This is a genomic window from Rhodopirellula sp. UBA1907 (assembly GCF_002337565.1).
Lineage (GTDB): Bacteria > Planctomycetota > Planctomycetia > Pirellulales > Pirellulaceae > Rhodopirellula > Rhodopirellula europaea.
Genome location: NZ_DDGH01000094.1, coordinates 77,856 through 102,227 on the forward strand (window position 1 = coordinate 77,856; position 24,372 = coordinate 102,227).

Sequence of the window (24,372 nt, forward strand, 5' to 3'; positions counted from 1 at the left end):
TGGAGCCCATCGCCGCGCGAGCCGATCCGATGCTTGGGATGAGCTATCTCGGTGAGTTCAAATTTGAAATCGATGCCGCACAGAAAAGCCTCAGCATGCTGCGAGTCGAAACGTCGCCTTAAACATCCCGATCCTGCAAAACTTGCATCGGCATTCCCCAGCGGCGACAATGAGTTCCCCACCGCAGGCTTCCCCGCCCATCTCGCCCCACCTTTGAAAGCACCCGCGAATCGCTCGCGATTGCTTTCCCCGCCGAGCGATCATGCCAACCAGGCTCTCCATCTCGTTGCACGCAGTTCTCCTCGCGTCATCGCTTTTGCTTGTCATGCTTGCAGAACAAGCCGCGTGCCTTGGCGAGGAACCAGACAAAACTGACACCGCCGGGATCCCAAAGCCGGAGTCGATGTCGTCTTTTGAAGATGGCATTCGCCCGATGCTGGTCGAGTACTGCGGCGATTGCCATTCGCCAGATGACGACGAGGATCCAGTCGGTTTTCTCAAATCCATGACGATGGATGAGATTCAACTACGCCGCGAAGTTTGGTCGAGCGCGGCGGAGCAATTGCACAATCGCACGATGCCTCCCGCGGATGCGGACCAACCAACTGAAACGGAACGATTGCAGCTCAGCCAGTGGATTGAAGACCACTTGAAGGCCACCGCCTGCGACGGTGGCGAGTTCGCAGGACGCCCCGTACCACGACGGCTGAATCGCGATCAATACACACATGCAATCAATGACCTGACCGGACTGAACTTTGATTTTGTCGAAACGTTTCCTGCGGATGGTGGAGGCGGCGAAGGATTCAACAACAACGGCGAAACCCTGTTCATGCCGCCTTTGTTGATGGAACGCTATCTGGAGGTCGCCTCCCAAGTCATCGACGAAGTGATCGTACTCACGCCACAACTCATTGAGTTCCGACCGGATGGCGAGGCACCCATCGCAACGCACACGATGCTTTGCAGCACCGATGAAACATACGGCCTTTCCATTCGGCTGCCGCGAAACGTCCCGGACAACTCACGAGTCCAAGTGCGCGTGGACGGCATCGTCGCGGCGACGTTGAAAGAGAACCGCCGAGAGAACGATCATCACTGGATGACGTTGTCGCTCCCGAAAGGACAGCACCACATTGCGGTCCAAATCAATTCCACTGCAAGCGATTCAGCCGATCAAGACTTACCAACAATCACTTATGCTCGGCTGTTTCAATTGCCTCGAATCGAATACCGCAAGGGGCAACAGATCGAGCGCGACCGACAAAAGATGTCCGACGTTGTCCGCGAGTTCGCATGGAAGAACTCGGAAGTCCCAATCGATCAACTCAGGCCAAAGTTCTATCGCGGGTTCGAAGAATACGGTCGTGACTCGTTGAAAAAACGCTTAGTCGCGACCGCAAAAATCCTGGGGCTCGCACCCGATGATGACGCGCTGACTCATCCAGTTTCTCGCGAAGATGCTGAGGTAATTTTGGCTCGCTTCGCTCGACGAGCGTGGCGGCGACCAATCGACCAATCCACGACCGCTCGCTGGATGGTGCTGTTCGATCATGTGGTTGCTCGAGGCGAAACCTCTCGTGCCGCGTTGCAACTCGCCCTCCAAGCCATCCTGACGTCGCCCAACTTTCTGTACATCAGCGAATCCGACTCCGATGATTCAAACCTTCATCGCATCACGGATTTGGAACTCGCGACGCGGCTTTCGTTTTTCCTTTGGTACTCGATCCCCGACGAGCAACTGCTGAAACTTGCCGAGCGTGGTGAGCTCAGCCAGCCTGAGACGCTTCGCAAAGAAGTCGACCGGATGCTCGCCGATCCACGCTCGAAACGCTTCGCCGATGCATTTGCCAGCCAGTGGCTCGGAACCGCCGCGGTTGGAAACACGGTCATCCCTGACACCAACTTCTTCAAACCGGCATACTCCGACAAGCTCGTGATCGATCTTCGCGAACAAGTCGGCCAAACGATGGCCTGGATGATTCGCGAAAATCGGCCGGTGACGGATTGGATCGATTCCAACACGGTCGTCATCAACCATCGGTTGGCCAAACACTACGGAATGGAAACCACTGCGAAGAAACTGAAAGACGACAAAGATCGATTCGCTGCCGTTCGCATCGCAGATGATTCCGAAGCGGCGCGTCGCGCCGGAGCTTTGGGCTTGGGTGCCGTTCACATGCTGACCAGTTATTCGCGGCGAACCAGTCCCGTGCTTCGTGGAGCGTGGGTGCTCGAGACAATCTTTGGAACTCGAGTCCCAGCACCGCCGCCGGATGTCCCGTCGCTGCCAGGTGGTGAAAAGGAGAACGGCAAATCGACGGTTCGCCAACGACTGGAACAACACCGAGAAAACCCAACCTGTGCCGCCTGTCACGACTTGATCGATCCCATTGGTTTCGCACTCGAAAACTTTGACGTGATCGGTCGATGGCGTGATCATGAACGCGGCCCCGCGAGCGAAGAGGATTGGCAGAAGAAGATTGAAAAAGCTCCCGAAACAATCGCGAAGCTTCCGATGATCGACAGTTCGGGACGGTTGCCCAGCGGAGAAACGTTCGACGGCGTTGATGAATTGCGAGCTGTCCTGATGGCTCGCCAAGAAGCCTTCCTGGACGAGTACATCCGGCGCATGCTCGGGTTCGCCCTGGCGAGAAGCCTGGAAGAAGCCGATGCGTGCACGATCGACTCCATTCGAAATCACATGTCGGATAACGACCTGCGGACTCGCGAGTTGATTCACGCGATCATTCAAAGCACTCCATTTCTGAACCGAGGCTAAACGATGCTGTTTCGAACCAAAAGTGCGAGTTTGTCACGACGTCGGTTGCTCCGTGGACTGTCGCAAGGCTCCGCGGTGGGACTCAGCCTTCCTTGGATGCATGCGATGGCCGGCGAGTCACCTGACAATTCGCCACCGGACGTGGATGCAAACGGCAAAGTCAAACCGCTCGATCGACCGCCCGTTCGCACCGCGTTTTTGTTTATGCCCAATGGGGTCAACCCAACCAATTGGACGCCGCAGGAAATCGAAAACAGCGACCAATTCGAACTGACGCCGATGCTGAAACCTCTGGCCGATGTTCGCGACGAAGTCGTGTTGCTGGAAAACTTGCATCACCCCAACCTGAACATGCGAAACGGGCACTGGCCGAAAGTGCCCGCGTTCTTGTCCGGCGGTTTCGTGCTTCGCACATCGGGCCGAGACATGGACACCGGCAGCATGTCGGCCGACCAATTCATCGCATCAAAGATCGGTTCGCTAACGCCGCTGCCAAGTCTGGAACTCGGCGTCGACTCGGCTTACACCGGCGTCGACAACGTGGGTGGCGGATTCACTCGCATCTATGGTTCTCACATCGCTTGGCGAGACCGAAACACGCCGCTGCCCAATGAAATCGTTCCGCAACTCGCCTTTGATCGGCTGTTCCGAGGCGGTGCCGCGTCTCCGCCCGTCTCGGGATTGAATCTGCACGATCCGAAGGTCGCGAAATCACTGCAACGAGACACAACCAGCGTCCTCGACATCGTTCTCGAAGACGCTCGCGGGTTGTCGCGGCAACTCGGCAGCGAAGACCGCGCGAAACTGGACGAGTACCTGCAAAGCGTCCGAAGCGTGGAGCAGCGTATCGAAGCATCGATGAAGCCCCAACGACGCTGGATTAACGAAGGCAAAATCGACGTGCCGCGTCCGGGCCCCGGACTTCCTGAACAGCACATTGAACACGTTCGGCTGATGATGGACATCATGGTCCTCGCGTTTTGGACCGACTCAACTCGCGTTGCGACCTTCATGATGGGCAACGCTCAAACCGGCCGAAACTTCTCGTTCATCGATGGCGTGAACAGTTCCTTCCACGGGATCTCTCACCACCGAAACGAACCCGACCGGATCGCAGAATACGAGCGCATCGGCACCTGGCATGTGGAGCAGTACGCCTACCTGATCGATCGCATGCGATCATTGAAAGAAGGCGACTCGACGTTGCTTGATAACTCGATGGTTATGTTCGGCTCGACCATCCGAGACGGCAACAAACACGACATCGAAAATCTGCCGCTGTTGCTGGCCGGTCGAGGAGGCGGCGTCGTTCGCACAGGACGCCGTCTGGTTGCACCCGAAAAATCCAGGCTGTGCAACTTGTACGTCTCAATGTTCAACGCGATGGGAATCAACGCGGAGCAATTCGGAACCAGCGACGGCAAGGTTGACTTGAGCTAGACAGGCAGCCGCAGTCTGAAAGACCACCGGCTTGGTCGTCCGCCAAGTCTCATCCCAGATCAGAACGATTCGGGATAGATCACCAACTCGATGCGGCGATTGGCGGCGCGACCGGCGGGCGTCGTGTTGTCTTGCCGCGGATTGTTTGATCCTTGCGCGACCGTGAACAACTGCTGTTCGGGCATGCCACTTCGTCGTGTCAACCAATCCAGCACTGCGCCGGTTTGAGCCGATGTGAGTTGATGAGCACTGCCGGCGGCTCCGCCATACATGGGAGCGTTGTCGGTGTAGCCTTCGATGCCGATTCGTTGACGTGGGAAAACCGAACGAAGCTGTGCGGCGGTCGGATCGAGGATCGCACCCGCTGAAGGCTGCAGTTGGCCGGTTCCTTGAGCGAACAGTTGATCGCTTGGCAACACAACCCGCAGAACTTCGCCGTCTTGTTCGACTTTCAAACCGCCTAAGTTCAAACGGCCAGCCATTTGGTTCAGGTTCGTGTTCGCACGAATCGTCGCACCGCCACGCATTTGAGCGGAGGCTTGAAAACTTCGTGCCTGAGTCTGAGCGTCTTGGGCCGCGATGCGAGCCGACTCGTATTGCTGAGTCGTGTCCGACAATTGCTTGCGGACCAGGTTCAACTCGTCGCGATAAACCTGAGACTGTTGCTCGCTTTGTGCGAGTTGCGTGGTGAGCTGGCGATTGTTGTCGTCCAGCAATTGAACTCGACGATTCAGCTCGGCCACTTGGGCCTGGATGCCGTTGACCGCGGTGGTGCTGGGTTGCGGCTGCCACACGGAAGTACCGCCGCCCGCCAAGTACGGGTTTTGCGAGCAGCCCGTTACGACGCAGGTCCACAAAAGTGCGACCGCGAGGAAAGGCATATCGGAGCGTTGACGTAGAACGTTCATGGCACGGACGTTACGAAACGAAACCAACCGATCACAACACCGATTCGAAACGACTTTCAAAAAATCGAGCGGATTCACTCAAGAATCGCCAAATCTCAGAATCAGCCAGCAACGCAACATCAGCCCGAAACGCAACGACGGGAACCTCATTCCGCCAAAAGCTCATCATCGACTAAAAAACGCATCACTCGTTCCGTATCCGACAAATCATCCAGCAACAACGTTGGCTCGGCCGGGGCCAATTGTTCGCGGGAGAATTCGCCAGTCGATACGGCCAGCGTTTTTGCACCGATCGCTCGGCCGCACAGCACGTCGGCGGGAGTGTCGCCGATCACGATCGTTTCTTGATGAGCGTCACCGTGCCGGCGTGCCACCATCATCGCCGCCCGCCGCGCCATGTCATCGCGATGCACGTCCAAATCGCCGCCGATGATCCAGCGAACCCACCGACGGATCTCGAAATGTTCCAGTTTCTGAGTTGCCGTCTCCGGAAAATTCCCGGTCATTACAGCAATGTCGAGATTCGGAATCGCGTTCAACGCTTGAAACAGAGGCACGATGCCCGGCAACAACGTGCCACCCGATCGCCGCAGTTCGGCGCCAAACAGGGCTCCGTATCGTCGTCGCAATCGACCACAATTGATCTTCGAGGGCGAAACTCGGTTTCGCTGCAACAACTCCACCATCAGGCTGCGATCAGTCCGGCCCGAAAACGAAATCTGAGTATCGGGATTTTCGACCGCGAATTCCTCTTCAATCGCTTGCCGAAGCGCTCGATTCCCGCCACCGGCGGTCGTCAAAAGCGTCCCGTCGATGTCAAATAGCAACACTCGCACTTAACCGCTGCCCCTTCCCTCTTGTTGTCTTCCTAAGTTGTCGCATGAGTGTCCCAAACGTTGACCCGCCCCACCAGCCCAATGCTTCGGCGAAAGAGGCAACACGTCCGTCGCCAGCGACCGAGGGCTTGGACAAAAGTGGCGAGCGAGTTCGCGAAATGTTTCGGCAGATCGCACCGCGATACGACGTGATGAACCACCTGCTGTCACTGAACATCGACAAATGGTGGCGACGCAAAGCGGTGCAGACGCTGAAGATTCAAGGCGACGATCCGATTTTGGATCTCTGCTGCGGCACCGGAGACCTGGCGATCGCGATCGCTGATGCGGTCGGCCCGGACGTCCAGGTCATCGGCAGCGATTTCTGCCACGCGATGCTGGAGATCGCTCGCGTCAAAGAAGCCAAACGGACTCGCGACACAGCGGGCGGATCAGGCCGACACACGATCCCGTTCCTGGAAGCGGACTCGATGGCGCTGCCCTTCGACGACGACTCCTTCCAATGCGTGACCGTCGCGTTCGGATTGCGAAACATCGCCGACACCGATCAAGGCCTCTCCGAGATGGCTCGCGTCTGCAAACCAGGCGGACAGGTCCTGGTGCTCGAATTTTCTCAGCCGACGCTGCCGGTTTTGAAGCAAGCCTACAACTTCTATTTCCGACACGTGTTGCCTCGCATCGGCCAGTGGATGGCTCGCAACGACAAATCCGCCTACGAGTACCTTCCTGAATCGGTTGGCAAGTTCCCTTGCGGCGATGCTTTGGCGGGTCGGATGCGGGACGTTGGATTGCAGCACGTGACCTTCCGCCCGCTGACGCTCGGTGTCGCGACGATTTACGTGGGCGAAAAACCAGGCGGTAAAACGGATCACGCTGAAATGGCGGCTCACCGCGAACGCGAAGCCTTGGTGGCGACATGAGCGACGGAACCAAACGTCGCCGCCGAATCGTGCTGGCGATGACCGGAGCTTCCGGGGCACCGATCGCGGTTCGTTTGCTGCAAGTCATGCGGCGAGATCCAGACGTGGAAGTTCACCTGACGATCAGCCCCAGCGGAGCGGCCGTTCTGCACCAGGAAATGGGGCTGCAACTGAATCTGCGATCACCGGACCTAAACGCGTTGCTGGCATGCGTGCCGCAGTGGGCCAGCGAACCGGCGCCGAAGTTCGACGAGATCGGACCGACCGGCGATGAGCGATTGCATTACCACCAGCACGATGACTACATGACACCGATCGCCAGTGGGTCGTTTCTCACCGACGCGATGGTGCTGTGCCCTTGCAGCGGCAGCACCCTGTCAGGCGTCGCTCGTTCGGCCGCGTCGAACTTGGTCCAACGTGCCGCCGAAGTGCATTTGAAGGAACATCGCAAACTGGTCGTCGTGCCTCGCGAAACGCCCATGAGCGTTTTGCAAATCGAGAACATGCACCGACTGGCCGCCGCAGGAGCCGTACTGCTTCCCGCGATGCCGGGTTGGTACCACGATGTCAAACGAATCGAAGACCTGGTCGACTTTGTCGTCGCAAGGATTCTCGATCAAATCGGTTTGGACAACGGATTGATCCAACGATGGAAGGACGCATGAAGCGGGAACAACGATGGCAAAACTGAATGACTGGCTCGGCCTGATCCGCTTTTCGCACACCATTTTCGCACTCCCATTCGCGATTCTGGCGGCTTTCCTCGCTTGGGCGACTCCGTTGCCCGAGACCTCGCCGGTGACCTACCCGCAAATCCGAGTGCAGGACATCGTCGGCATCCTGCTGTGCATGGTCTTGGCCCGCAGCGCAGCGATGGCATTCAACCGCTGGGTCGATCGACGAATCGATGCCGCGAATCCTCGTACCGCGACTCGCCACATTCCCGCCGGCAAGCTATCCGCTCCGGCCGTGCTCGCGTTCACGGTACTTTGCGGAGTCGGATTCATCGCCTCGACGCTGCTGTTTCTGCCCAACCGATTGCCGCTTTTCGCATCCGTTCCGGTGCTGTTGTTTCTTTGCGGTTATTCGCTCGCCAAGCGTTTCACCTCTTCGGCACACCTGTGGCTGGGCATCGCACTCAGCCTGTCGCCGATCTGTGTCTGGGCCGCAATTCGCGGTGAAGTCGTCGTTCAGCACCCCAGCGATTTCTGGGTCCCCGGATGGCTGGCCGTCGCGGTCGCGTTTTGGGTGGCAGGGTTTGACATCATCTATTCGTGCCAGGACGCCGAGTTCGACGCCGCCGAAGGTCTGCACAGCGTTCCGTCTCGCCGCGGCGTTTCGGGCGCCCTGCGGGTTGCGGCGGTCTCACATGTTGCGATGATTTTAGCGTTGGGTTTGCTGGCCTGGACGGGAGGATCCTCCGGTCTGGGGCTGGTCTTCCTCACCGCCGTCATGCTGACTGCCGCTTTGGTCATTTACCAACATCGATTGGTTTCGCCGAGCGACCTGTCTCGCGTCAACCAAGCCTTTTTTCATACCAACGCGATCGTCAGCCTGATTCTGATGACCGCCGGCGTGATCGACTGCTTTGTTTAGCGGTTGATTACATGGGCGGTTAGCAACACGCCGACCGATCGTCCTTTTCGCATTGCCTTTCCCTTCGAATCATCACCATGCAAGCCAACGAACGAGACGCCCGCTTTCGCGAAATTCGTGACAAGGTCGAATCTGAACAACGCCTGTCGATAGAAGACGGTTTGTTTCTTTACGAACCCGAAGTTTCGATCCAACAGGTCGGCGAACTGGCCAACTACGTTCGCGAACGAAAGAACGGCAACGTTGGCTACTACAACATCAACACGCACCTCAACCCGACCAACGTTTGCGTTTACCGATGCCGTTTTTGTGCGTTCCGCAAAGATCTGCGGGACGAAAATGGATACGCGATGACGGATGAGCAAATCCTACATCGCGGTGCGGAGGCGACGGCCAACGGGTGCACCGAAATGCACATCGTCGGCGGATTGCACCACCAGAGAAAGTACGAGTGGTATCGCGACATCATCTCGATGTTGAAAGAGAACTACCCGAAGATTCACCTGAAAGCCTGGACCGCCGTCGAAATCGACTGGTTCCGATTCCAAACCAAGAAGTCGTTTGAGTGGGTTCTGGACGACATGCGATCCGCTGGACTGGGCAGCATGCCGGGCGGCGGAGCCGAAATCTTCCACCCCGAAGTTCGCGATCAACTTTGCGAACACAAAGCCAACACGCCGGCTTGGTTAGAAATCCACCGCACCGCGCACCAAATTGGTTTGAAAACGAACTGCACGATGCTGTACGGCCATGTTGAAAAGGCCTACCACCGAATCGACCACCTGATGCGTCTGCGTGAACTGCAGGACAAAACCAACGGATTCCAAGTCTTCATCCCGCTCGCCTTCCACCCCGACAACACGAAGCTGTCGGATCTGAAAAAGCCCTCGGGGCTGATGGATTTGCGAACAATGGCGATCAGCCGTTTGATGCTGGACAACATCCAACACATCAAAGCGTACTGGATCATGCTGGGCATCGAGACGGCTCAGACGGCATTGGCCTACGGAGCCGATGACATTGACGGAACCGTCCGGCACGAATTGATCTACCACGACGCCGGTGCGAAGACTCCCGAATTCATGTCCGTGGACCAGATCAAAGACCTAATTCGCGAAGCGGGCCGAGATCCCATCGAACGTGACACGACTTACAACCGCGTGATTCGCGACGAAAATGACTTCACGGTCTGGCAATCAGGCGAAAGCGTCGATGCCGACGCTCAGCTGGCTGGAGCCTAAGAAACGCGGGAGATAGGTGCCATCTGTCATCACCCGCAGCGTAAGCAAGGCACACTGCCCACGTTTCACAACCCGCAGCGTAAGCAATGCACACAGCCCACGTTTCACAACCCGCAGCGTAAGCAAGGCAGCCAATCCGCGCACAAAAAACGCGGCAACCATTGAGGCTGCCGCGTTATTGCTTTCGATTGGAAGGCGTCTTCCGATCACGCACCGCTGGTTTGCAATTGCCCAGCGATGGCCGATTCCATGCCAAACTTCATCAGCGTCTCTTGCAAGATCGCTCGGTCGGCCTCATCCAGTGGGACCATCGGCAAACGCATTTCGCCGGTGTCACGTCCGACCATCTGCATCGCAGCTTTGACCGGGATTGGGTTCGTCGCCAGCCCCAGCATTTTGCTGCACAGGGAATACAAACGATGATGCAGTTCGGCTGCCTTCGTGTAATCGCCCGCCGCTGCTGTTTGAACCATTTCCAACAACACCGATGGAACCAAATTGGCCGCCACGGAGATCACGCCTTCGGCTCCGACGCTCATCATCGGCAATGTCAACGAATCATCGCCCGACAGAACGGTCAGGTCGGTCGCTCCCAAGACCGCAGTGCATTGATCCAGTGATCCAGTCGCTTCTTTCACCATCGTGATGTTCGGCAATTCCGCCAAACGCACGATCGTGTCGACTTCGATGTTCTTCGCCGAACGACCGGGAATGTTGTAGACACAGACTGGGATATCGACAGCTTCCGCAACGGCGCGGAAGTGTTGATACATGCCTTCCTGAGTTGGCTTGTTGTAGTACGGAGCGACTTGCAACGTCGCATCCGCACCTTCATCGGCGGCTCGACGAGTCAATCGCAACGCTTCTGCTGTGCTGTTGCTGCCCGTGCCCGCCATGACCTTGACGCGGCCGGCAACGTGTTGAATCGTCAACGAGATCACACGTTCGTGCTCGTCATGCGTCAGCGTCGGTGACTCGCCCGTCGTCCCGCATGGCACGATGCACGTCACGCCCGCGTCGATTTGAAAATCGATCTGTTCAGCCAAACGTTTCTCGTCGACTTGTCCATCACGAAAGGGAGTCACAATGGCGGTGGACAAACCAGCGAAATCGCTGCCTTTTCTGGGAGACATCAAGCACGTCCGGAACAAAAGTCAAAAACAGGGTCATGGAACAAGCGAGCAGTTTAACGTTTTCTCAAAACATTTCACGGGCCAAAATGCGGCCGAAACGAACAGTCTGAGCGATCGGTCTCGGTTCACGCCGTCCTATCGCTGCCGCAATCGGCAGCGACCGCCCAAACGCATTCAATCGACGGGTTCCGATCGCGAATGATCTTCAAACACGACGAGCAGACCTCGTGCGAGAATGAGCGTTAGCGACCAATCGATGGCAAGCGAAAGCCGAAATTGACATGCGAACACAAAACTGGACGCAGTGTCAGTCCGCGGGACGAGGAATCATTCGACTCGCCCAGATAGCAGACACGTCCGCAAAAAAGAAGTTCGGCAGAAGCACCATTGCGTTGCCGAAGTGCGAGACGTCTGTTGAATTCCCAGGCCGCCAAATCCGCATGGAACCGACGACCAGTGTCTGAGAATTCGTGAGAGATCAATCCAAGCGGAATTAGACCAAGTTCTTGCGAACGGCCCAAACAGCGGCTTGAGTACGATCCGAAACGCCGAGCTTACGCAGGATGTGCTGCACGTGCTCTTTGACCGTTTCGTAGCTGATGCCGAGCATCTTGGCGATCTCTTTGTTGGTCAGTCCCAACGCCATTTGACGCAAGACTTCGCTTTCACGCTGAGTCAACGGCACGTCGATGTCTTGGTTCATGCGAGGAGTCGCCAAGGCACCGGTGACGCGACGAAGTTCTTCGCGAGTCCAGGACTGTTGACCATCGAAAGCCAGATTCAAAGCTTCGATCAGACGCGAAACGGGCGCCGTTTTCAGGATGTACCCGCATGCACCAAGTGCAACCGCGCGAGCGACATAGGTAGGGTTATCGTATCCGGAGAACAACAGAATCGGCAGGTCTGGGTGATCAAGCTTGATACGACCAAGCGTGTTCAGACCGTCACCGCCTTCCATCCGGATATCGAGCAACACGGTATCGAGGGGAGTGTTCGAAACAATCTCCAGAGCGTCGGCAGCTTTGTCAGCTTGAGCGACCACTTCAATGCCGGTTCCCTCAAGGGCGGCTAAAGTTCCCAAACGGGATACTTCGTGATCATCGACGATCAGTAGGCGTTTTGACATCAGTTTTTTCCATTCAAAGAAGAGGTATGAGCGGGAGCCGTGGAGGGCTTCTGGGCAATCGAGGGGTAAAAGCGGGTTGTAACTCAATCAACTAATAACGCAAACCGGTTTAGTTGACATGTGACGCATCTGACCATCGACATCGCACCGCACGATCCTTTGCACGCTAAATCTTAGCTTACTAACACCAAGAGGCCAGTGACGATCCGGTCAATCGAGCGATGTCCTATCAGCACCCCCGGTACCAAACCGGCTTAAAAACACCCAATGCAAGCAAAAACTGGGGGTTTCCGCCAATCCCCTCCAGCGAGCGAGACAGTTGGTAAAACAAGCGACGCTCAATTTTATCCCCCTGCAGTGGTTCAACCCGCATCACTGTGAGGGTGTTTTTAATCCGATTTTGTCACACGACTGGTAAACGTATTTTTTTCGGAAAAGGTTCCAAAAATTTTGATAACTCAACAATGTCTTTGCTGAATTCCCATCCGCCGATCAAAGGAGAACTCTCCCCTCCACCCCGGATGGACCATCAATGCATCTCTATACGACGGGCTTCCCCGATTGGATCACTTCGGCCCGCACTACACGCCATTTAGCCCCGATTGGGCGATGACCGGCATCGCCGTTGGTTGTAAGCCGATGCGCAAAAGATGCGCAAATCATATCGACTGACTAGGCCGCAAAGTTTACGAAATGCTCCCGTGCCAGACCAATTAAAAGTAGAAACTTAACATTGCGCACACTGACAATATAACTTACTCGTGAAACAGGTCGTTCCCGCCGTCATCTAAACATGGTTACGGCATCAGGCTGAGCAACACATAGTTACAACTGAAACCGTCTTGAGAGCTTCCAGCACAAAAGTGCCGTCTTCTACCGCCGCTATTTGCAGCCTCCGCGGGACGCCGCAAAGGAATTTTCAACGCCGTTAAAACGCGTGCGCACGCAGTTGGCGGTCACGCCTCCGCAACTCGCGAGCTCAGATCACGGCTGGCCGGTGGGACGTATCGGCGAATTCTCCCGATTCGTGCGATTTCGCACCGTGCGTGCGGGGGTCGTGAGACAGATGCAATACGGGTAAACTCCGCGGTTTGAAACCAAACCGGACACGGAGAATAGGATTGATGGCGAAAGGATTGTTCACCCAGGGCATGTGCGTGCTATTGCGCCGTCCGCTCGAGTTGGACGAAATCCAATCGCGGTTGAACCAATTTCAATTGGCTGGTCGCCAAGAGTCACTCGATGACGAGGACTCACCCGAGACGCTGATCTATGATTTTCGTCCGGAAGTCGGCGGCCATCTGCTCGTCACACCGTCGTCGATCCCCTGGCCCGATGACATGGGTGACCCAGACGAATCGCCCGAACGATTTGTCGCTTGGTCGCTGGGCCAATTCGGTCCGCTCGCATTCCCCGGCTGTTTGTCACGAGCCTGCGATCAGACGCGGCACTGGGATGACATGCCGGACATTCAATCCGAGCACACCTGTCACATCCGGTTCCTGATCAGCTACGTCCTGGGGACCGAAGAGGAAGACGACGAAGACGAGGACGACTTGCCGCTCGTCCCTGATGATTACGAGGCGATCGACGAACTACACTTCCTAACCAAAGCCGTCGCCGCGGTTCTCGAAGCTCCCGAAGCGATCTGCTACTTCAATCCCGGCGGAGAAGTTCTCTGCGACGAGAACGTGCTTCGCCAAGGACTCAACCACGCCTGGAACTTGGAATTGCCTCCGCTCGACATGTGGACCAATGTCCGGGTGTATGTCGACGACAACCGTTTCGCCATCATGGACACGGTTGGAAACGGCCAGTTCGATTTGCCGGACATGGAGGCGGTGTTCCCGCTTTCCGAATACGTTGCCGAAGACGTGGAACGCTTCCTTCGACATGCGTCGCTGTACTTACTGGCGGGCGATGAAGAAGTCACGACGGGTGACACCGCCGATGGTCCTGGAGGCCAAACGTGGTTGGCGATGGAGTGCGACCAATCACTCTCTGATCCGCCTCGCCCAACCATCCGCTGGATTCCCGAAGACGGTCGCAACATTCCCGAACACCTGCTGGACCCCGGCACGATTGAAGAAGACTTCACCTCCCTCGATGACGATGTCGACGAAGCCTTTCTGGACGACCACGAATTTGGCTCCAGCGAGTTCGATCCCAGTGGCACAGAGTACCTCGACCCAGAACCCTTTGATCCTGACAAACCGGACGATGAAGACGACTGAGTCTCGGCCTTGTACTGCACGTCCTCACGGCAAGTTCACGGCGAAGCGCTCTGCGACAAACTTCGGTTCCAGCCAATTAACGCACACCTCCATTCCGTTTCCGTTTGATCGCGATTCCTTCTGACCTGACACGCAGACCATGTCTCATACAATTGTCATCTTTGGTGCCAGTGGCGACTTGACCAGCCGCAAATTGGTCCCGGCACTCTTCCGACTCTTCTCACGCGGACGCCTGCCAGACTCGACTCGCATCGTCGGTGTTTCGCGAAGCCCCTACGAACACGCCGAGTGGCGAAAATCGCTTCGCGAAACCACTGCCAAATTCGTCGGCAAGTCGTTCAGCGATGAAGCTTGGGAATCGTTTGCACCCAACATCTTTTACCAACCCGGCGACATCAAAGACGCGGACTCGTTCCAATCTCTCGCGGCGTTCTTGGATGAAATCGAAGAAGGTAAATCGACCGGTCGAGTCTATTACCTATCGACCATGCCTCAGTTGTACGAAGAAGCGATCCAGCAACTCGGTGCAGCGGGACTGGCCTGTGACAAAACCGGACCGCGTCGGGTCATCATCGAAAAACCGTTCGGCACGGACCTGAAAACGGCCCAACGCCTGAACGAATCGATCCACAACGTTTTTCGCGAAGACCAGATCTACCGGATCGATCACTACCTCGGCAAAGAAACCGTCCAAAACATTTTCGCTTTGCGATTTGCCAACAGCATCTTCGAACCGCTGTGGAACCGGAACTACATCGACCACGTGCAAATCACCGTGGCCGAAGAAGTCGTCATTGGCCGGCGAGCTGGCTACTACGACAACAGCGGCATCCTCCGCGACATGTTCCAAAACCACATCTTGCAACTGATGATGATCACGGCGATGGAACCGCCGGCGAAGTTCGACGCGGCTTTGGTTCGCGACGAGAAAGTCAAGGTGCTGCATAGCGTCCGCAAAATGAGAGGCGGCGACTTCGCCTCCCAAACCGTTCGCGGTCAATACGCTGGTTACCTGCAAGAAGAAGGCGTTCCGGCGAACAGCCAAACGGAAACCTTCGCCGCGTTGAAACTGTACTGTGACAACTGGCGATGGCAGGGAGTGCCGTTCTTCTTGCGAAGCGGCAAAGGCATGTCATGCCGAACGACTCAAATCGTGATCCAATTCAAGAACGTCCCGCACCAGTTGTTCGGTGGCCCCAAGAAAGAGAACAAACTTGGCAACCGATTGGTCATTCAAGTCCAACCGGCCGAAGGCATTCAATTGCACTTCGAAACCAAGGTCGCCGATGCTGGAATGAAGACCCGAACCAATCACCTGGACTTCAACTTCCAAGATTCCATTGGCGGAGAAGAGATGCCGGACGCGTATCAGCGATTGCTGCTGGACGCGGTTCAGGGCGACGCCAGCCTCTTCGCGCGTGGCGACGAAGTCGAGCTCGCCTGGAGCATCATCGATCCAATCATCGAAGCTTGGCGAAGCCCAGCTGCTCCGCCACTGCACACCTACCCAACTGGTCTGTGGGGCCCCGAAGAATGCTCGCAGTGGCTGTTCGACCAAAAACGAGAATGGTTCGACGTCTGCCCAGTCATCTAGGCAGCCCAAAGTCCATCCGGCACCTGTAGGCGACTAGGGCCTCCTAGTCGCGTCCCCGCGACCAACCAGCCCCAATAGTCGCGCACCATGTAGTCGACCGACACTCCCAGGCGCGCGCCATGTAGTCGACCGAAGCCTCTCGGTCGACCTCACATACCGCTTCCACCAATCGCATATCTCCCTCCAAGCGATCAGGGCCCCGATCGCCAACATCTCTCTACCCTTCGGTTCCAATCCCGAACCGATGCTCACCGCGTTTGGCTGCCCGCAAAGACTCCGTGGTATCTTGCTCCGCTCCCGGGTCACCCTGCGACTGCATCCAACGATCCAACTCTCGCCCCAGCTCCTCGCGAACTCCGGCCAAGCTTTCGTCTTCGATCAAATTGGTCATCTCGTAGGGATCGTTCTCCAGATCATAAAGCTCCTCTTTCGGACGCAACTGGTAACGGTGAATCAGACGAAGTAGCTCCGGCTGATCAAAGCTCTGGAACACCCAAGTCTGCCAGTACTTGTTGTTCAGCTCGCCGTTGCCCTTGATGCCCATCAAATGCTTTTCGATGTACAGATTCTCGTTCTGCAGATTGCGGATGTAGTGATAGCGCCCATCGGTGATGGATCGAATGGGATAGGACGGACCCTCAGGAACATTGTTGTGCGTCCCGTAAGCATATTCACGATGGGCATCCTTCTCGTGTCTTAGCACATGAGCGAAGGAAGACCCGTCAAACGCTTCTGGTTGATACTCCGCACCGGCCAAATCCATCAACGTTGGCAACACATCGGCGTATTGCACCAGAGCGTCTGTCCTGGTTCCCGGCACGGTCATGCCCGGCCACTTGGCGATCAACGCCGTGTGCACACCCGTGTTGTAGTTCGTCCACTTGTTGCCCGGAAACTGCGATCCCTGCTCGGACGTGAACAACACGATCGTATCGTTCGATTCACCGACCTCATCTAACTCGTTCATGATTTGACCGAACTGATCATCCATGTAAGTGATCTCGGCCAAGTAACGACCAAACGCCGATCGAGTCTCGGGCGTGTCACCAATGTTCGGTGGCAACTTCAGTTTACGAGGCGGGTACGCACTCGCATCGCCCATCACCCAAGGCACGTGCGGTTCCACCAACGCGACCACCAAACAAAACGGCTGACCATCCTCGCGAGCCATGAACTCACGAATGGAATCCAATTGCATTTCTTGGGTCGGATTGCGAACACAATTCTTGTCGCAACCATCCACCATCTCGAATGGGAAAGCGGACTTCGGCGAGACGTGAACCTTGCCAGCCAATCCGACGCGATAGCCAACTCGTGAAAGATGCTGCGGCATGCTCTCGATGTCACCGCGACTGGCCGAGTGATTCCAATTGCAGCCGTTTCGCATCGGATACAAACCCGAATACAACTCGGCACGACAAGGCTGGCAGATCGCTTCGGCGAGGAACGCCCGATCGAACGTCATCCCTTCTTTGGCGAGTCGTTCCAGGTTCGGAGTTTTGGCGTTCTCGCCCCCGTACATCGGCAGATCGTTGTAGGTGCAATCGTCTGCCATGACGATCAGAAAATTGGGCGACTTCGTCTCAGCGTGCGCGAGAACGGACACCATGACTACCGCGAAAACGGTGGCAATGGTTCTAAGAAGGAGTTTCATGAAAACCGAGCGGGATGGGGATGCTTGCGTGCGTGTGCCAGCAATTCAAAATTGAGGCGGCGCAAATATCTTACCCCCAAACGCCCGAGTCAACCAAATCCCGACGAATGGACGAGCCGGCCATCGCTCAATTCCCCGTACGATGGACTTCCAAGTCCGTCGAAAGCCATTGACCGCGACGGACTTGGAAGTCCATCGTACAGATGTTGATTCAACGATCGCGTGACGCACGAGCTAAGCCGCTTCAGAAGCTTCCGATGCCGCGTTCAGCTTGTTGTAAAGCGTCTTCAACGACATACCGAGCTCTTCCGCCACGGCTTTCTTGTTGCCGTTATGACGAGTCATCGATCTCTCGATCGCACGCTGTTCGATCTCTCGCATCGTCATCGGAGCGGTTTCGGCCAAATCGGCACGAAGCTGACGGCTGGCGAAGTGTTGAGGCAGATGCTCCACATCGATCGGAAGTGCATCGCACAACACGGAAGCATGCTCGATCACGTTGGCAAGCTCGCGAACGTTGCCCGGCCATTGATGCGATTGCAATTCAGCCATCGCTGCTTCGGTGAAAAGCTGACCGCTCGTGCCATCGGCACGATGTCGACGCAGCAAGTGTTCCGCCAACGCGGGCAAATCATCGATGCGATCGCGAAGCGCCGGCAACCGAAGCTCGAACGTGTTGATGCGGAACATCAAGTCTTCACGGAACGTGCCTTCGGTGACCATCTTTTCCAAATCACGGTGGGTCGCGCAAACGACTCGCACGTCAACCTTGACGCTTTGATTGTCACCGAGTCGCCGGATGTCACCGGTCTCCAACACGCGAAGCAACTTTGCTTGAACAGCCAACGGCAGCTCACCGACTTCGTCGAGGAACAACGTTCCGCCGCTTGCGACTTCGAACAATCCCATCCGTCCGGAGTCCGCTCCCGTGAACGCACCTTTGACGTGCCCAAACAGTTCGCTTTCGATCAACGTCTCGGGCAGTGCACCACAGTTGATTGCGACGAAGGGTTGATCGCTGCGAAGACTCTCGTCCGCGATCGCACGAGCGACCAATTCTTTGCCGCATCCCGTTTCGCCACGGATCAAGACCGTTGATTCGGTAGGAGCAACCTTGGCGATCAGCTTGCGAACCGCATTCATCGATTGGTTCTCGCCAATCAAATCCGAATCGCCTTCCGCTCGCTGCAAGCGATGCCGAAGCGCGGCGACCAAACGGTTCCACTCACGGCGTTCACTCACACGCCCCATCAATGCAGAAATCTCTGCCAACCGGCACGGCTTCATCAGATAGTCGAACGTGCCGTGGCGGAGGGCTTCGATCGCGGTCTTCTGACTGGGGTTGCCCGTCATCACCACCGCTTCGATCTCCGGTCGGATTTCGCGAGCACGAGCGATGACTTCGATACCGTTCATTCCGGGCATATCGAGATCGACCAACAGGCAATCAATCGGCTCCTTCGACAGAACATCGACAGCCGTTTGCCCGTCGGGACAAACCGTCACGCGGTATCCCATTCGCGGCAACTCGGTGCCCATCAGCTTTTGCAACTGAGGTTCATCGTCCGCGAAAAGAATGTGCATGCCGTCGGCTTTAGGCTGCTTGGGTTTGCTGGGCATCTTGGAACTTCCAACTTTCATACGCGGGGGAGGTGACTTCTTCGGTGATGGCAGCGATTGGCAATCGCAATTCAAATTCGCTGCCGCGGTTCTCGCCTTCGCTGCGAGCACTCAACTGGCCACCGTGCTGACAAACAATTCGGTGCGAAATACTGAGACCCAATCCGGTTCCGGTGCCATCGCGGCGCCGTGTGAAAAAGGGTTCAAACAAGTGGGCCTGAACTTCGGCTGACATCCCGCAACCGGTATCCTTCACGCGAACCGTTGACGTCTTGGGACCTTGTTGGATGTAGATGCTCACGTCGCCGTCGCAATCCACGCTTTCGAGCGCATTGGTCACCAAGTTCAAAATGACTTGGCGAATCTCTTGATCGTTGGCATAGACGATTGCCGATTCGTCACCGAGCAACCGCAGTGATTGACACTTGTACTTTCCAAGTGTTCCGACCATTTCAATCACGTCGTTGACCAACGGCACGATGTCGAACGCAGTCTTCTCGACCTGGCCCATTCGGCTGAACAACAACATCTTTTCTATGATCGACTTGCACCGGAAAGCTTCGCCTTCGATGCGTTGCAGGTTCTCACGCCAATTCTCAGTCATCTCGCTGTCGAGCAATCGCTCGTCGTCGGGCAGCATCATCAAGTCGTTCATCCGCGACTCGATCGCTTCGGCGCTCCAAGCAATCGCGGCCATCGGATTGTTGATCTCATGAGCGAACCCGGCCGCCAAGAAACCGACGCCGGCAAGCTGTTCGTTGCGGATCACTTCCTGCGATCGAACCTTCACTTCTTGATCCAACTCGTCGCACATCTTTTCGATGTGAGCCATGCTGTTTTGAAAGCGATCGGTCATCTCATTGAGAATGACGGCCAACTCGCCGAGTTCGTCGCCCGTTCCCAAATCAATGCGGTGTCCAAACTGGCCGCGTGATACCAAACGAGCGCCAATGACCAGATTGTTAAACGGTGCCAACACACTGGTTTGAAAAACCCAAACCATCACAGCGGCGATCACCATCGCGGCAGCAAACGCCACCCAAGCGATTCCGATCCCAAGCCGGTATCGGCCTTTCACGTGGTCGCTGAACGCGGCCATTTGACCGTGAATCAACACGAGGTGAGCACGCGTCTTTCCGACCAACTCGTCGAGCGTTTCACCCATCTTGTTGCGACTGGACCGACGATCGATGACCAAGTAATCCAGGTTGTTTTGATTCTGTTGAATCTCGGACAAAATGCCCCGGATCGTATCCAACGAGGCGAGCTGCGTCTCAGGATTGATCAGCGTCGAACCAGCCTCGACTTCTTGGGGCTGTTCGATCTTCGCCGTCACCATGGTGGAATAGCGACCGAGTGCCGAATCCAGTTCATTGATGGTGTTATGGAATTCATCGTTCTCCATCTGCAAATTGGAGTGCGGCATTCCAAAGGGGTCGATCATGGTTGCCTGAGCACGCATCTGGCACAAACGCGTGTTGCTGTCGCGTGCCTTTGCGGCGGCTTGAGCGATCTGCGTTGCCATCGGCAATTCCTTGGCTCGCGAACTGATCGCGTCGGCCAAGTTTCGATACTGGTACAACCCGATGATTCCAACGCCGCCAAGCGTGATCACCAAGGCGACCAAAACCAGCGTCCCGGTCAGCAGCTTGACTTGAATCGAGCCAATCTTCGGGAACTTGCCTCGCGGAGCCAAACGCCAGACTCTTGAATCGGTTCGCAAACGTGGGATTCGCCGAGACCAATTGGTTGCCGACTTTTCAGCAGCGGCACCCTCGCCTGACGTAGGATTTGCCTCGGCAGGAGACTTCGGCGGCGCGAAAAGAGGTTCGGCGACCGAGTCCGGGACCGCATCACGGTTGGACATCGAAATCGTCGCGTCGTCAGCAGATGACTCATCCGAACCGGAGCCAAATAGCGACGCCGTGGGATGCGTTGCAGCGAGGCTGCCCGCCTCATGGGGTCCATTTTTTCGCATCCGAATCGGCCTCCTTGACCATCACGGTGTGAAACATCCTGTTCAACATTTCGAAGCGTATCGTTGGCTTGGCGGAGTGGCAAGAGCGGATCGAACTTGCGTTGCCAAAGCGTGATTTCCTATATCCCCACGTTGAACTTTGCTCCACGATCGCCGGGGACCGTCACACGTGACCAAGACCATTTTTTTTTCCGTCGGGGAACCCAGCGGTGACCAACACGCCGCTCGATTGATTCGTCAATTGGCGAATCCCGGTGGTTTGGCGATGCAAAACGACGAGCGAATCATTTGCCGCGGTTTTGGCGGCCCTTCCATGCTGGCGGCCGGTTGCCGCGTTGACTTGGACCTGACACGCCACGCCGTCGTCGGAATTGTGGAAGTCCTACCAAAACTCCGCAAATTCTTTCGCTTTGCCGACCAAGCCGAAGACATTTTCAGATCCGGATCGGTGGACTCTGTCGTCCTGGTCGACTTTCCCGGATTCAATTGGCACATCGCGAAACGAGCCAAGAAGTACGGTATTCCGGTTCACTACTATTGCCCGCCACAGTTGTGGGCTTGGGGTGCATGGCGAGTTCGCAAGATGAAACGCAGCGTCGATCACGTGGTCGCTGTATTGCCGGTCGAGCAACAGTTTTTCAACCAACATCAAATCCCAGTCAGCCTGGTCGGGCACCCGTTCTTTGACGCCGTCGCAGAACAAAAACTCGACACGGCGGTCATGCGTCGCTTCCATAGCCAACAAAATTCGGGCGAGCGAATCGTTGCGGTTCTGCCAGGATCACGTGACCACGAAGTCCGTTCGAACTTCCCCATTCAATTGGAAACCATCCGCCGACTGGACCGCGAATTGAGCGAGTCCGGTGAAAGCGTGCGTTTTGCCGTCGCTGCCTACCGCGACAAGCAATGCCTTTGGTGCCGAGAACAACTGTCCGAAGAAGACAAAAACTTGCCGATCGATTTCTACGTCGATTGCACGTCGGAAATCATCGAAGCCGCCCACTGTGCGATGATGGTCAGCGGCAGTGTCAGCCTGGAATTGCTGGCCCGCGAAACTCCCGCCGCGGTGATTTACCGTGTCGGACGAGTCTTGCACGCGGTCGGAAAACGCGTTTTGAAGATCGACAGCGTCACGCTTCCGAACTTGATGGCCGGACGCAAACTCTTCCCCGAGTTCATTTCGGTTGGCGACCCGGAACCCGCGATCGATTTCCTGACTGAAACCATGCGAGCGATGCTTCAGGACAGCTTTTACTACGCCAAAATCCGGCGAGACCTTCAGAACCTGCGAAATGAACACGCCAGCCCGGGGGCGTCCCAAAGAGCCGCGGAACTACTGCGTTCCAAGCTGTTCGGCGACCTCGAAACGCTCCCAGAAAAGAAATCTCTGGGTATGCAAACCCAAATGCGAGACGCTGCGTAACAGCCCGGGTCTACCTTCCCCCGTGGTCCTCTTTTCGTAACCTCGCCGAAATGAACCAGCCTGAATCGTCCAAGTCGTTGTTTTTGGGCGGTGCCGCGAAAGCCACCGCCGCCAATCGCGAAAAGGATGTTCCCAGAATGGGAGCCGAATCGGGCTACGAAGCGGTGGTGGTTGATGACGTCGCACCGGTTCGCATCAGTGCCTTCATCGGTTTCCTGATCTCGCTATCCAGCTTCACCGCCGCGGTTGCCAAACCAATGCTGGTGCTGCCCGCTTTGGCGATTGCGTTCTGCTTGTTTGCATTGCGAAAACACAGCGGAGAGGCTAAACCGGTCGGCACCACCGTCGCCCGAATCGGGCTCATCCTGGCGTGTCTGTTCGGGTCGACCGGGTTCTTCGTGCACTACCTGAAGTACCGAACGCTGGGCGACCAAGCGACCTACTTCGCACAGCAGTACCTCGAACTGGCCGCCAACGGCGAAGAAGCCCTGGCACTCGAACTGCAAAAATCGGCTCCCAACCGTCAAGTTTCGACGATGAAATTGGACGCGGCTTACGAGTTGGATCAATCCGCCCAGGAACAGCTCGAGACGTTTCGTGCGGGTGCTTATTCGGATGTCAAACGGCTCGGCCCAGAAATCCAGTGGGAACTCGACCGTCGACCTCGCGTCTTCCAGAAGTACGGCCGTGAAAAGGTCGACACGTACTGGCGAGATCCGACCGGGCAATTCGACAACGTGATTCAAATCGAACTGCAATGGAATCCGTCTCGCAGCGAAGACGAATCCGATTGGCATGTGACGCTGTTCCAAATCGAACGCGAATTGATCGTCGCGCCGGTCGTTCTTTAGCGGGCGTGGAACTCATCGCAAAAAGCTTTTCAGTCTGAATTTCGTTCGCATTTCGCGAACAACATCGGATTGGGGTGGCGTCGAATTACTGGCAGTGCTTACGACCAAGTTTCCGGTTGTATTCCCCGCCGCTTGCCCTCTGACGTTCATCATGCCAGCTCGATCCACCGCTCTCATTTGCACCGTTTCGTCGTTGCTGATTTCCTGCTTCCTCTTGACCACTCAAACCGGTTGCCTGGGTTTGATGTCCAACTTGATGCACGCCGTTGGTGCCGATCAAGTCCCCGCAGAATGCGAAGAACTCAAGGATTCGAAGGTCGCGGTGGTGACCTTCACCGACCGCAGCCAATACAGCGAAGACATCGCCGCACGGACTCTGTCGCGAAAAGTCAGCGACATAGTGCTCAACAAAATCAAAGACATCAGTCTGGTTCGCGAAGATCAAATCCAAGAGTTCCGCGACACCCACGGTTGGGAAAACACGGACTTCCTGGACATCGGCAAAGGCGTCGAAGCAGAGAAGGTCTTGGCAATCGAACTGACCGGCATGAAGCTCCGCGAAGGTGCGACGCTCTATCGCGGATCCGCCGCAGTGACTCTAACCGTGCTCGACGTCGAAACAGAATCCGTCATCTTTCGCAAAGAGATCGATGAGTTCATGTTTCCCTCGACGGCGGGGCAATACACCAGCGAGACGACCGAGTCGAAATTCCGCAAGCTTTATCTGCAGATGCTCGCCGAACGCATCGGCCGAGTGTTCCACCCCTACGACTTCGCCGACACGATCGCGATGGACGGGGCAATCGCCAGCCAGTGAGCTGGGCGAACGTTTTCGACGATCCCCGTGTCTGATTGCGTGAGCAGATTCTTGTTCCGCGTAGGACGCCGCACAGAAACCTGCGCGACCGTGCTGGAGGGACTCTCCCTCACCGAGGTCGTGCAGTTATCGGATACCGGGTTTGGCAGATTCCCACATGGTTCACCTCTCCTGAAACGAAGTTTGGGAAGAGCTCGAGCGACGCCGTTCAGGCGTACG

The 24,372-nt window shown here is 56.4% G+C and carries 18 protein-coding genes and 1 pseudogene; 12 read left to right on the top strand and 7 right to left on the bottom strand.

Annotation, left to right across the window (positions count from 1 at the left end; genetic code table 11):
• The 3 genes and pseudogenes from B2R17_RS28440 to B2R17_RS21925 all read left to right on the top strand — a co-directional run.
• A pseudogene (locus B2R17_RS28440) lies at positions 1 to 122 on the top strand (TIGR02281 family clan AA aspartic protease); the annotation flags it as partial.
• 281 nt (positions 123 to 403) lie between these two features.
• A complete protein-coding gene (locus tag B2R17_RS21920) occupies positions 404 to 2,782 on the top strand; it encodes a DUF1592 domain-containing protein (protein ID WP_286765670.1) in 2,379 nt (792 codons plus the stop codon).
• A 3-nt stretch (positions 2,783 to 2,785) separates the two neighbouring features.
• Positions 2,786 to 4,222 (top strand): DUF1552 domain-containing protein, encoded by a 1,437-nt coding sequence (locus B2R17_RS21925; RefSeq protein ID WP_286765671.1) that lies wholly within the window; start codon positions 2,786 to 2,788, stop codon positions 4,220 to 4,222.
• A 59-nt stretch (positions 4,223 to 4,281) separates the two neighbouring features.
• Here B2R17_RS21925 and B2R17_RS21930 read toward each other — a convergent pair whose 3' ends face one another.
• Both B2R17_RS21930 and B2R17_RS21935 read right to left on the bottom strand, forming a co-directional pair.
• Entirely contained in the window at positions 4,282 to 5,130 is an 849-nt protein-coding gene (locus tag B2R17_RS21930; RefSeq protein ID WP_286765672.1) for an OmpA/MotB family protein, read from the bottom strand.
• A 146-nt stretch (positions 5,131 to 5,276) separates the two neighbouring features.
• Positions 5,277 to 5,966: an HAD family hydrolase gene (locus B2R17_RS21935; RefSeq protein WP_286765673.1), complete on the bottom strand. Its 690-nt coding sequence runs from the start codon at positions 5,964 to 5,966 to the stop codon at positions 5,277 to 5,279.
• A gap of 44 nt (positions 5,967 to 6,010) precedes the next feature.
• On the opposite strand from B2R17_RS21935, the gene ubiE reads away from it, so the two are divergent.
• The 4 genes from ubiE (at position 6,011) to mqnE (ending at position 9,723) form a co-directional block, all read left to right on the top strand.
• On the top strand, positions 6,011 to 6,886 hold the full coding sequence (ubiE, locus tag B2R17_RS21940; protein WP_286765674.1) for a bifunctional demethylmenaquinone methyltransferase/2-methoxy-6-polyprenyl-1,4-benzoquinol methylase UbiE: 876 nt from the start codon (positions 6,011 to 6,013) through the stop codon (positions 6,884 to 6,886).
• Positions 6,883 to 7,551 (top strand): UbiX family flavin prenyltransferase, encoded by a 669-nt coding sequence (locus tag B2R17_RS21945; protein ID WP_286765675.1) that lies wholly within the window; start codon positions 6,883 to 6,885, stop codon positions 7,549 to 7,551. Before ubiE ends, B2R17_RS21945 begins: the two co-directional genes overlap by 4 nt.
• A 13-nt stretch (positions 7,552 to 7,564) precedes the next feature.
• Positions 7,565 to 8,482 carry a UbiA-like polyprenyltransferase gene (locus tag B2R17_RS21950; RefSeq protein ID WP_286765676.1) on the top strand — a complete coding sequence of 306 codons (918 nt, stop codon included), beginning with the start codon at positions 7,565 to 7,567 and terminating at the stop codon, positions 8,480 to 8,482.
• Positions 8,483 to 8,559: 77 nt separating this feature from the next.
• A complete protein-coding gene (gene mqnE / locus B2R17_RS21955) occupies positions 8,560 to 9,723 on the top strand; it encodes an aminofutalosine synthase MqnE (protein WP_286765677.1) in 1,164 nt (387 codons plus the stop codon).
• A gap of 206 nt (positions 9,724 to 9,929) precedes the next feature.
• Here the strand turns inward: mqnE and dapA are convergent, their stop codons facing one another.
• Positions 9,930 to 10,856: a 4-hydroxy-tetrahydrodipicolinate synthase gene (gene dapA, locus B2R17_RS21960; protein WP_286765678.1), complete on the bottom strand. Its 927-nt coding sequence runs from the start codon at positions 10,854 to 10,856 to the stop codon at positions 9,930 to 9,932.
• Positions 10,857 to 11,349: 493 nt separating this feature from the next.
• Positions 11,350 to 11,982 (bottom strand): response regulator, encoded by a 633-nt coding sequence (locus B2R17_RS21965; protein WP_007328106.1) that lies wholly within the window; start codon positions 11,980 to 11,982, stop codon positions 11,350 to 11,352.
• 1,124 nt (positions 11,983 to 13,106) lie between these two features.
• On the opposite strand from B2R17_RS21965, the gene B2R17_RS21970 reads away from it, so the two are divergent.
• Positions 13,107 to 14,216 carry a DUF4261 domain-containing protein gene (locus B2R17_RS21970; protein ID WP_008668984.1) on the top strand — a complete coding sequence of 370 codons (1,110 nt, stop codon included), beginning with the start codon at positions 13,107 to 13,109 and terminating at the stop codon, positions 14,214 to 14,216.
• 139 nt (positions 14,217 to 14,355) lie between these two features.
• Positions 14,356 to 15,810, top strand: coding sequence for a glucose-6-phosphate dehydrogenase (zwf, locus tag B2R17_RS21975; RefSeq protein WP_286765679.1), 1,455 nt, complete (start codon positions 14,356 to 14,358; stop codon positions 15,808 to 15,810).
• Between the two features lie 217 nt (positions 15,811 to 16,027).
• Here the strand turns inward: zwf and B2R17_RS21980 are convergent, their stop codons facing one another.
• The 3 genes from B2R17_RS21980 to B2R17_RS21990 form a co-directional block, all read right to left on the bottom strand.
• On the bottom strand, positions 16,028 to 17,464 hold the full coding sequence (locus B2R17_RS21980; protein ID WP_286765680.1) for a sulfatase family protein: 1,437 nt from the start codon (positions 17,462 to 17,464) through the stop codon (positions 16,028 to 16,030).
• A 234-nt stretch (positions 17,465 to 17,698) separates the two neighbouring features.
• Positions 17,699 to 19,048: a sigma-54-dependent transcriptional regulator gene (locus B2R17_RS21985; protein ID WP_286765823.1), complete on the bottom strand. Its 1,350-nt coding sequence runs from the start codon at positions 19,046 to 19,048 to the stop codon at positions 17,699 to 17,701.
• A 10-nt stretch (positions 19,049 to 19,058) separates the two neighbouring features.
• Positions 19,059 to 20,951 (bottom strand): HAMP domain-containing sensor histidine kinase, encoded by a 1,893-nt coding sequence (locus B2R17_RS21990; protein WP_339886730.1) that lies wholly within the window; start codon positions 20,949 to 20,951, stop codon positions 19,059 to 19,061.
• A 280-nt stretch (positions 20,952 to 21,231) separates the two neighbouring features.
• On the opposite strand from B2R17_RS21990, the gene lpxB reads away from it, so the two are divergent.
• From lpxB to B2R17_RS22005, 3 genes are all read left to right on the top strand, one after another.
• Positions 21,232 to 22,485, top strand: coding sequence for a lipid-A-disaccharide synthase (lpxB, locus tag B2R17_RS21995; protein ID WP_286765682.1), 1,254 nt, complete (start codon positions 21,232 to 21,234; stop codon positions 22,483 to 22,485).
• A gap of 50 nt (positions 22,486 to 22,535) precedes the next feature.
• The gene (locus B2R17_RS22000; protein WP_286765683.1) at positions 22,536 to 23,336 is read left to right on the top strand and encodes a hypothetical protein; all 801 of its coding nucleotides are present in this window, start codon (positions 22,536 to 22,538) and stop codon (positions 23,334 to 23,336) included.
• Positions 23,337 to 23,487: 151 nt separating this feature from the next.
• Positions 23,488 to 24,153, top strand: coding sequence for a hypothetical protein (locus B2R17_RS22005; protein WP_286765684.1), 666 nt, complete (start codon positions 23,488 to 23,490; stop codon positions 24,151 to 24,153).
• The last annotated feature ends 219 nt before the right edge of the window (positions 24,154 to 24,372 follow it).

What these genes read in the sequence shown, in the direction of transcription:
- B2R17_RS21920 (WP_286765670.1), top strand. Translation starts at nt 404, where the DNA reads ATGTCGTCTTTTGAAGATGGCATTCGCCCGATGCTGGTCGAGTACTGC.
- B2R17_RS21925 (WP_286765671.1), top strand. Translation starts at nt 2,786, where the DNA reads ATGCTGTTTCGAACCAAAAGTGCGAGTTTGTCACGACGTCGGTTGCTC.
- B2R17_RS21930 (WP_286765672.1), bottom strand. Translation starts at nt 5,130, where the DNA reads ATGAACGTTCTACGTCAACGCTCCGATATGCCTTTCCTCGCGGTCGCA.
- ubiE (WP_286765674.1), top strand. Translation starts at nt 6,011, where the DNA reads ATGAGTGTCCCAAACGTTGACCCGCCCCACCAGCCCAATGCTTCGGCG.
- B2R17_RS21945 (WP_286765675.1), top strand. Translation starts at nt 6,883, where the DNA reads ATGAGCGACGGAACCAAACGTCGCCGCCGAATCGTGCTGGCGATGACC.
- B2R17_RS21950 (WP_286765676.1), top strand. Translation starts at nt 7,565, where the DNA reads ATGGCAAAACTGAATGACTGGCTCGGCCTGATCCGCTTTTCGCACACC.
- mqnE (WP_286765677.1), top strand. Translation starts at nt 8,560, where the DNA reads ATGCAAGCCAACGAACGAGACGCCCGCTTTCGCGAAATTCGTGACAAG.
- dapA (WP_286765678.1), bottom strand. Translation starts at nt 10,856, where the DNA reads ATGTCTCCCAGAAAAGGCAGCGATTTCGCTGGTTTGTCCACCGCCATT.
- B2R17_RS21965 (WP_007328106.1), bottom strand. Translation starts at nt 11,982, where the DNA reads ATGTCAAAACGCCTACTGATCGTCGATGATCACGAAGTATCCCGTTTG.
- B2R17_RS21970 (WP_008668984.1), top strand. Translation starts at nt 13,107, where the DNA reads ATGGCGAAAGGATTGTTCACCCAGGGCATGTGCGTGCTATTGCGCCGT.
- zwf (WP_286765679.1), top strand. Translation starts at nt 14,356, where the DNA reads ATGTCTCATACAATTGTCATCTTTGGTGCCAGTGGCGACTTGACCAGC.
- B2R17_RS21980 (WP_286765680.1), bottom strand. Translation starts at nt 17,464, where the DNA reads ATGAAACTCCTTCTTAGAACCATTGCCACCGTTTTCGCGGTAGTCATG.
- B2R17_RS21985 (WP_286765823.1), bottom strand. Translation starts at nt 19,048, where the DNA reads ATGCACATTCTTTTCGCGGACGATGAACCTCAGTTGCAAAAGCTGATG.
- B2R17_RS21990 (WP_339886730.1), bottom strand. Translation starts at nt 20,951, where the DNA reads ATGTCCAACCGTGATGCGGTCCCGGACTCGGTCGCCGAACCTCTTTTC.
- B2R17_RS22000 (WP_286765683.1), top strand. Translation starts at nt 22,536, where the DNA reads ATGAACCAGCCTGAATCGTCCAAGTCGTTGTTTTTGGGCGGTGCCGCG.
- B2R17_RS22005 (WP_286765684.1), top strand. Translation starts at nt 23,488, where the DNA reads ATGCCAGCTCGATCCACCGCTCTCATTTGCACCGTTTCGTCGTTGCTG.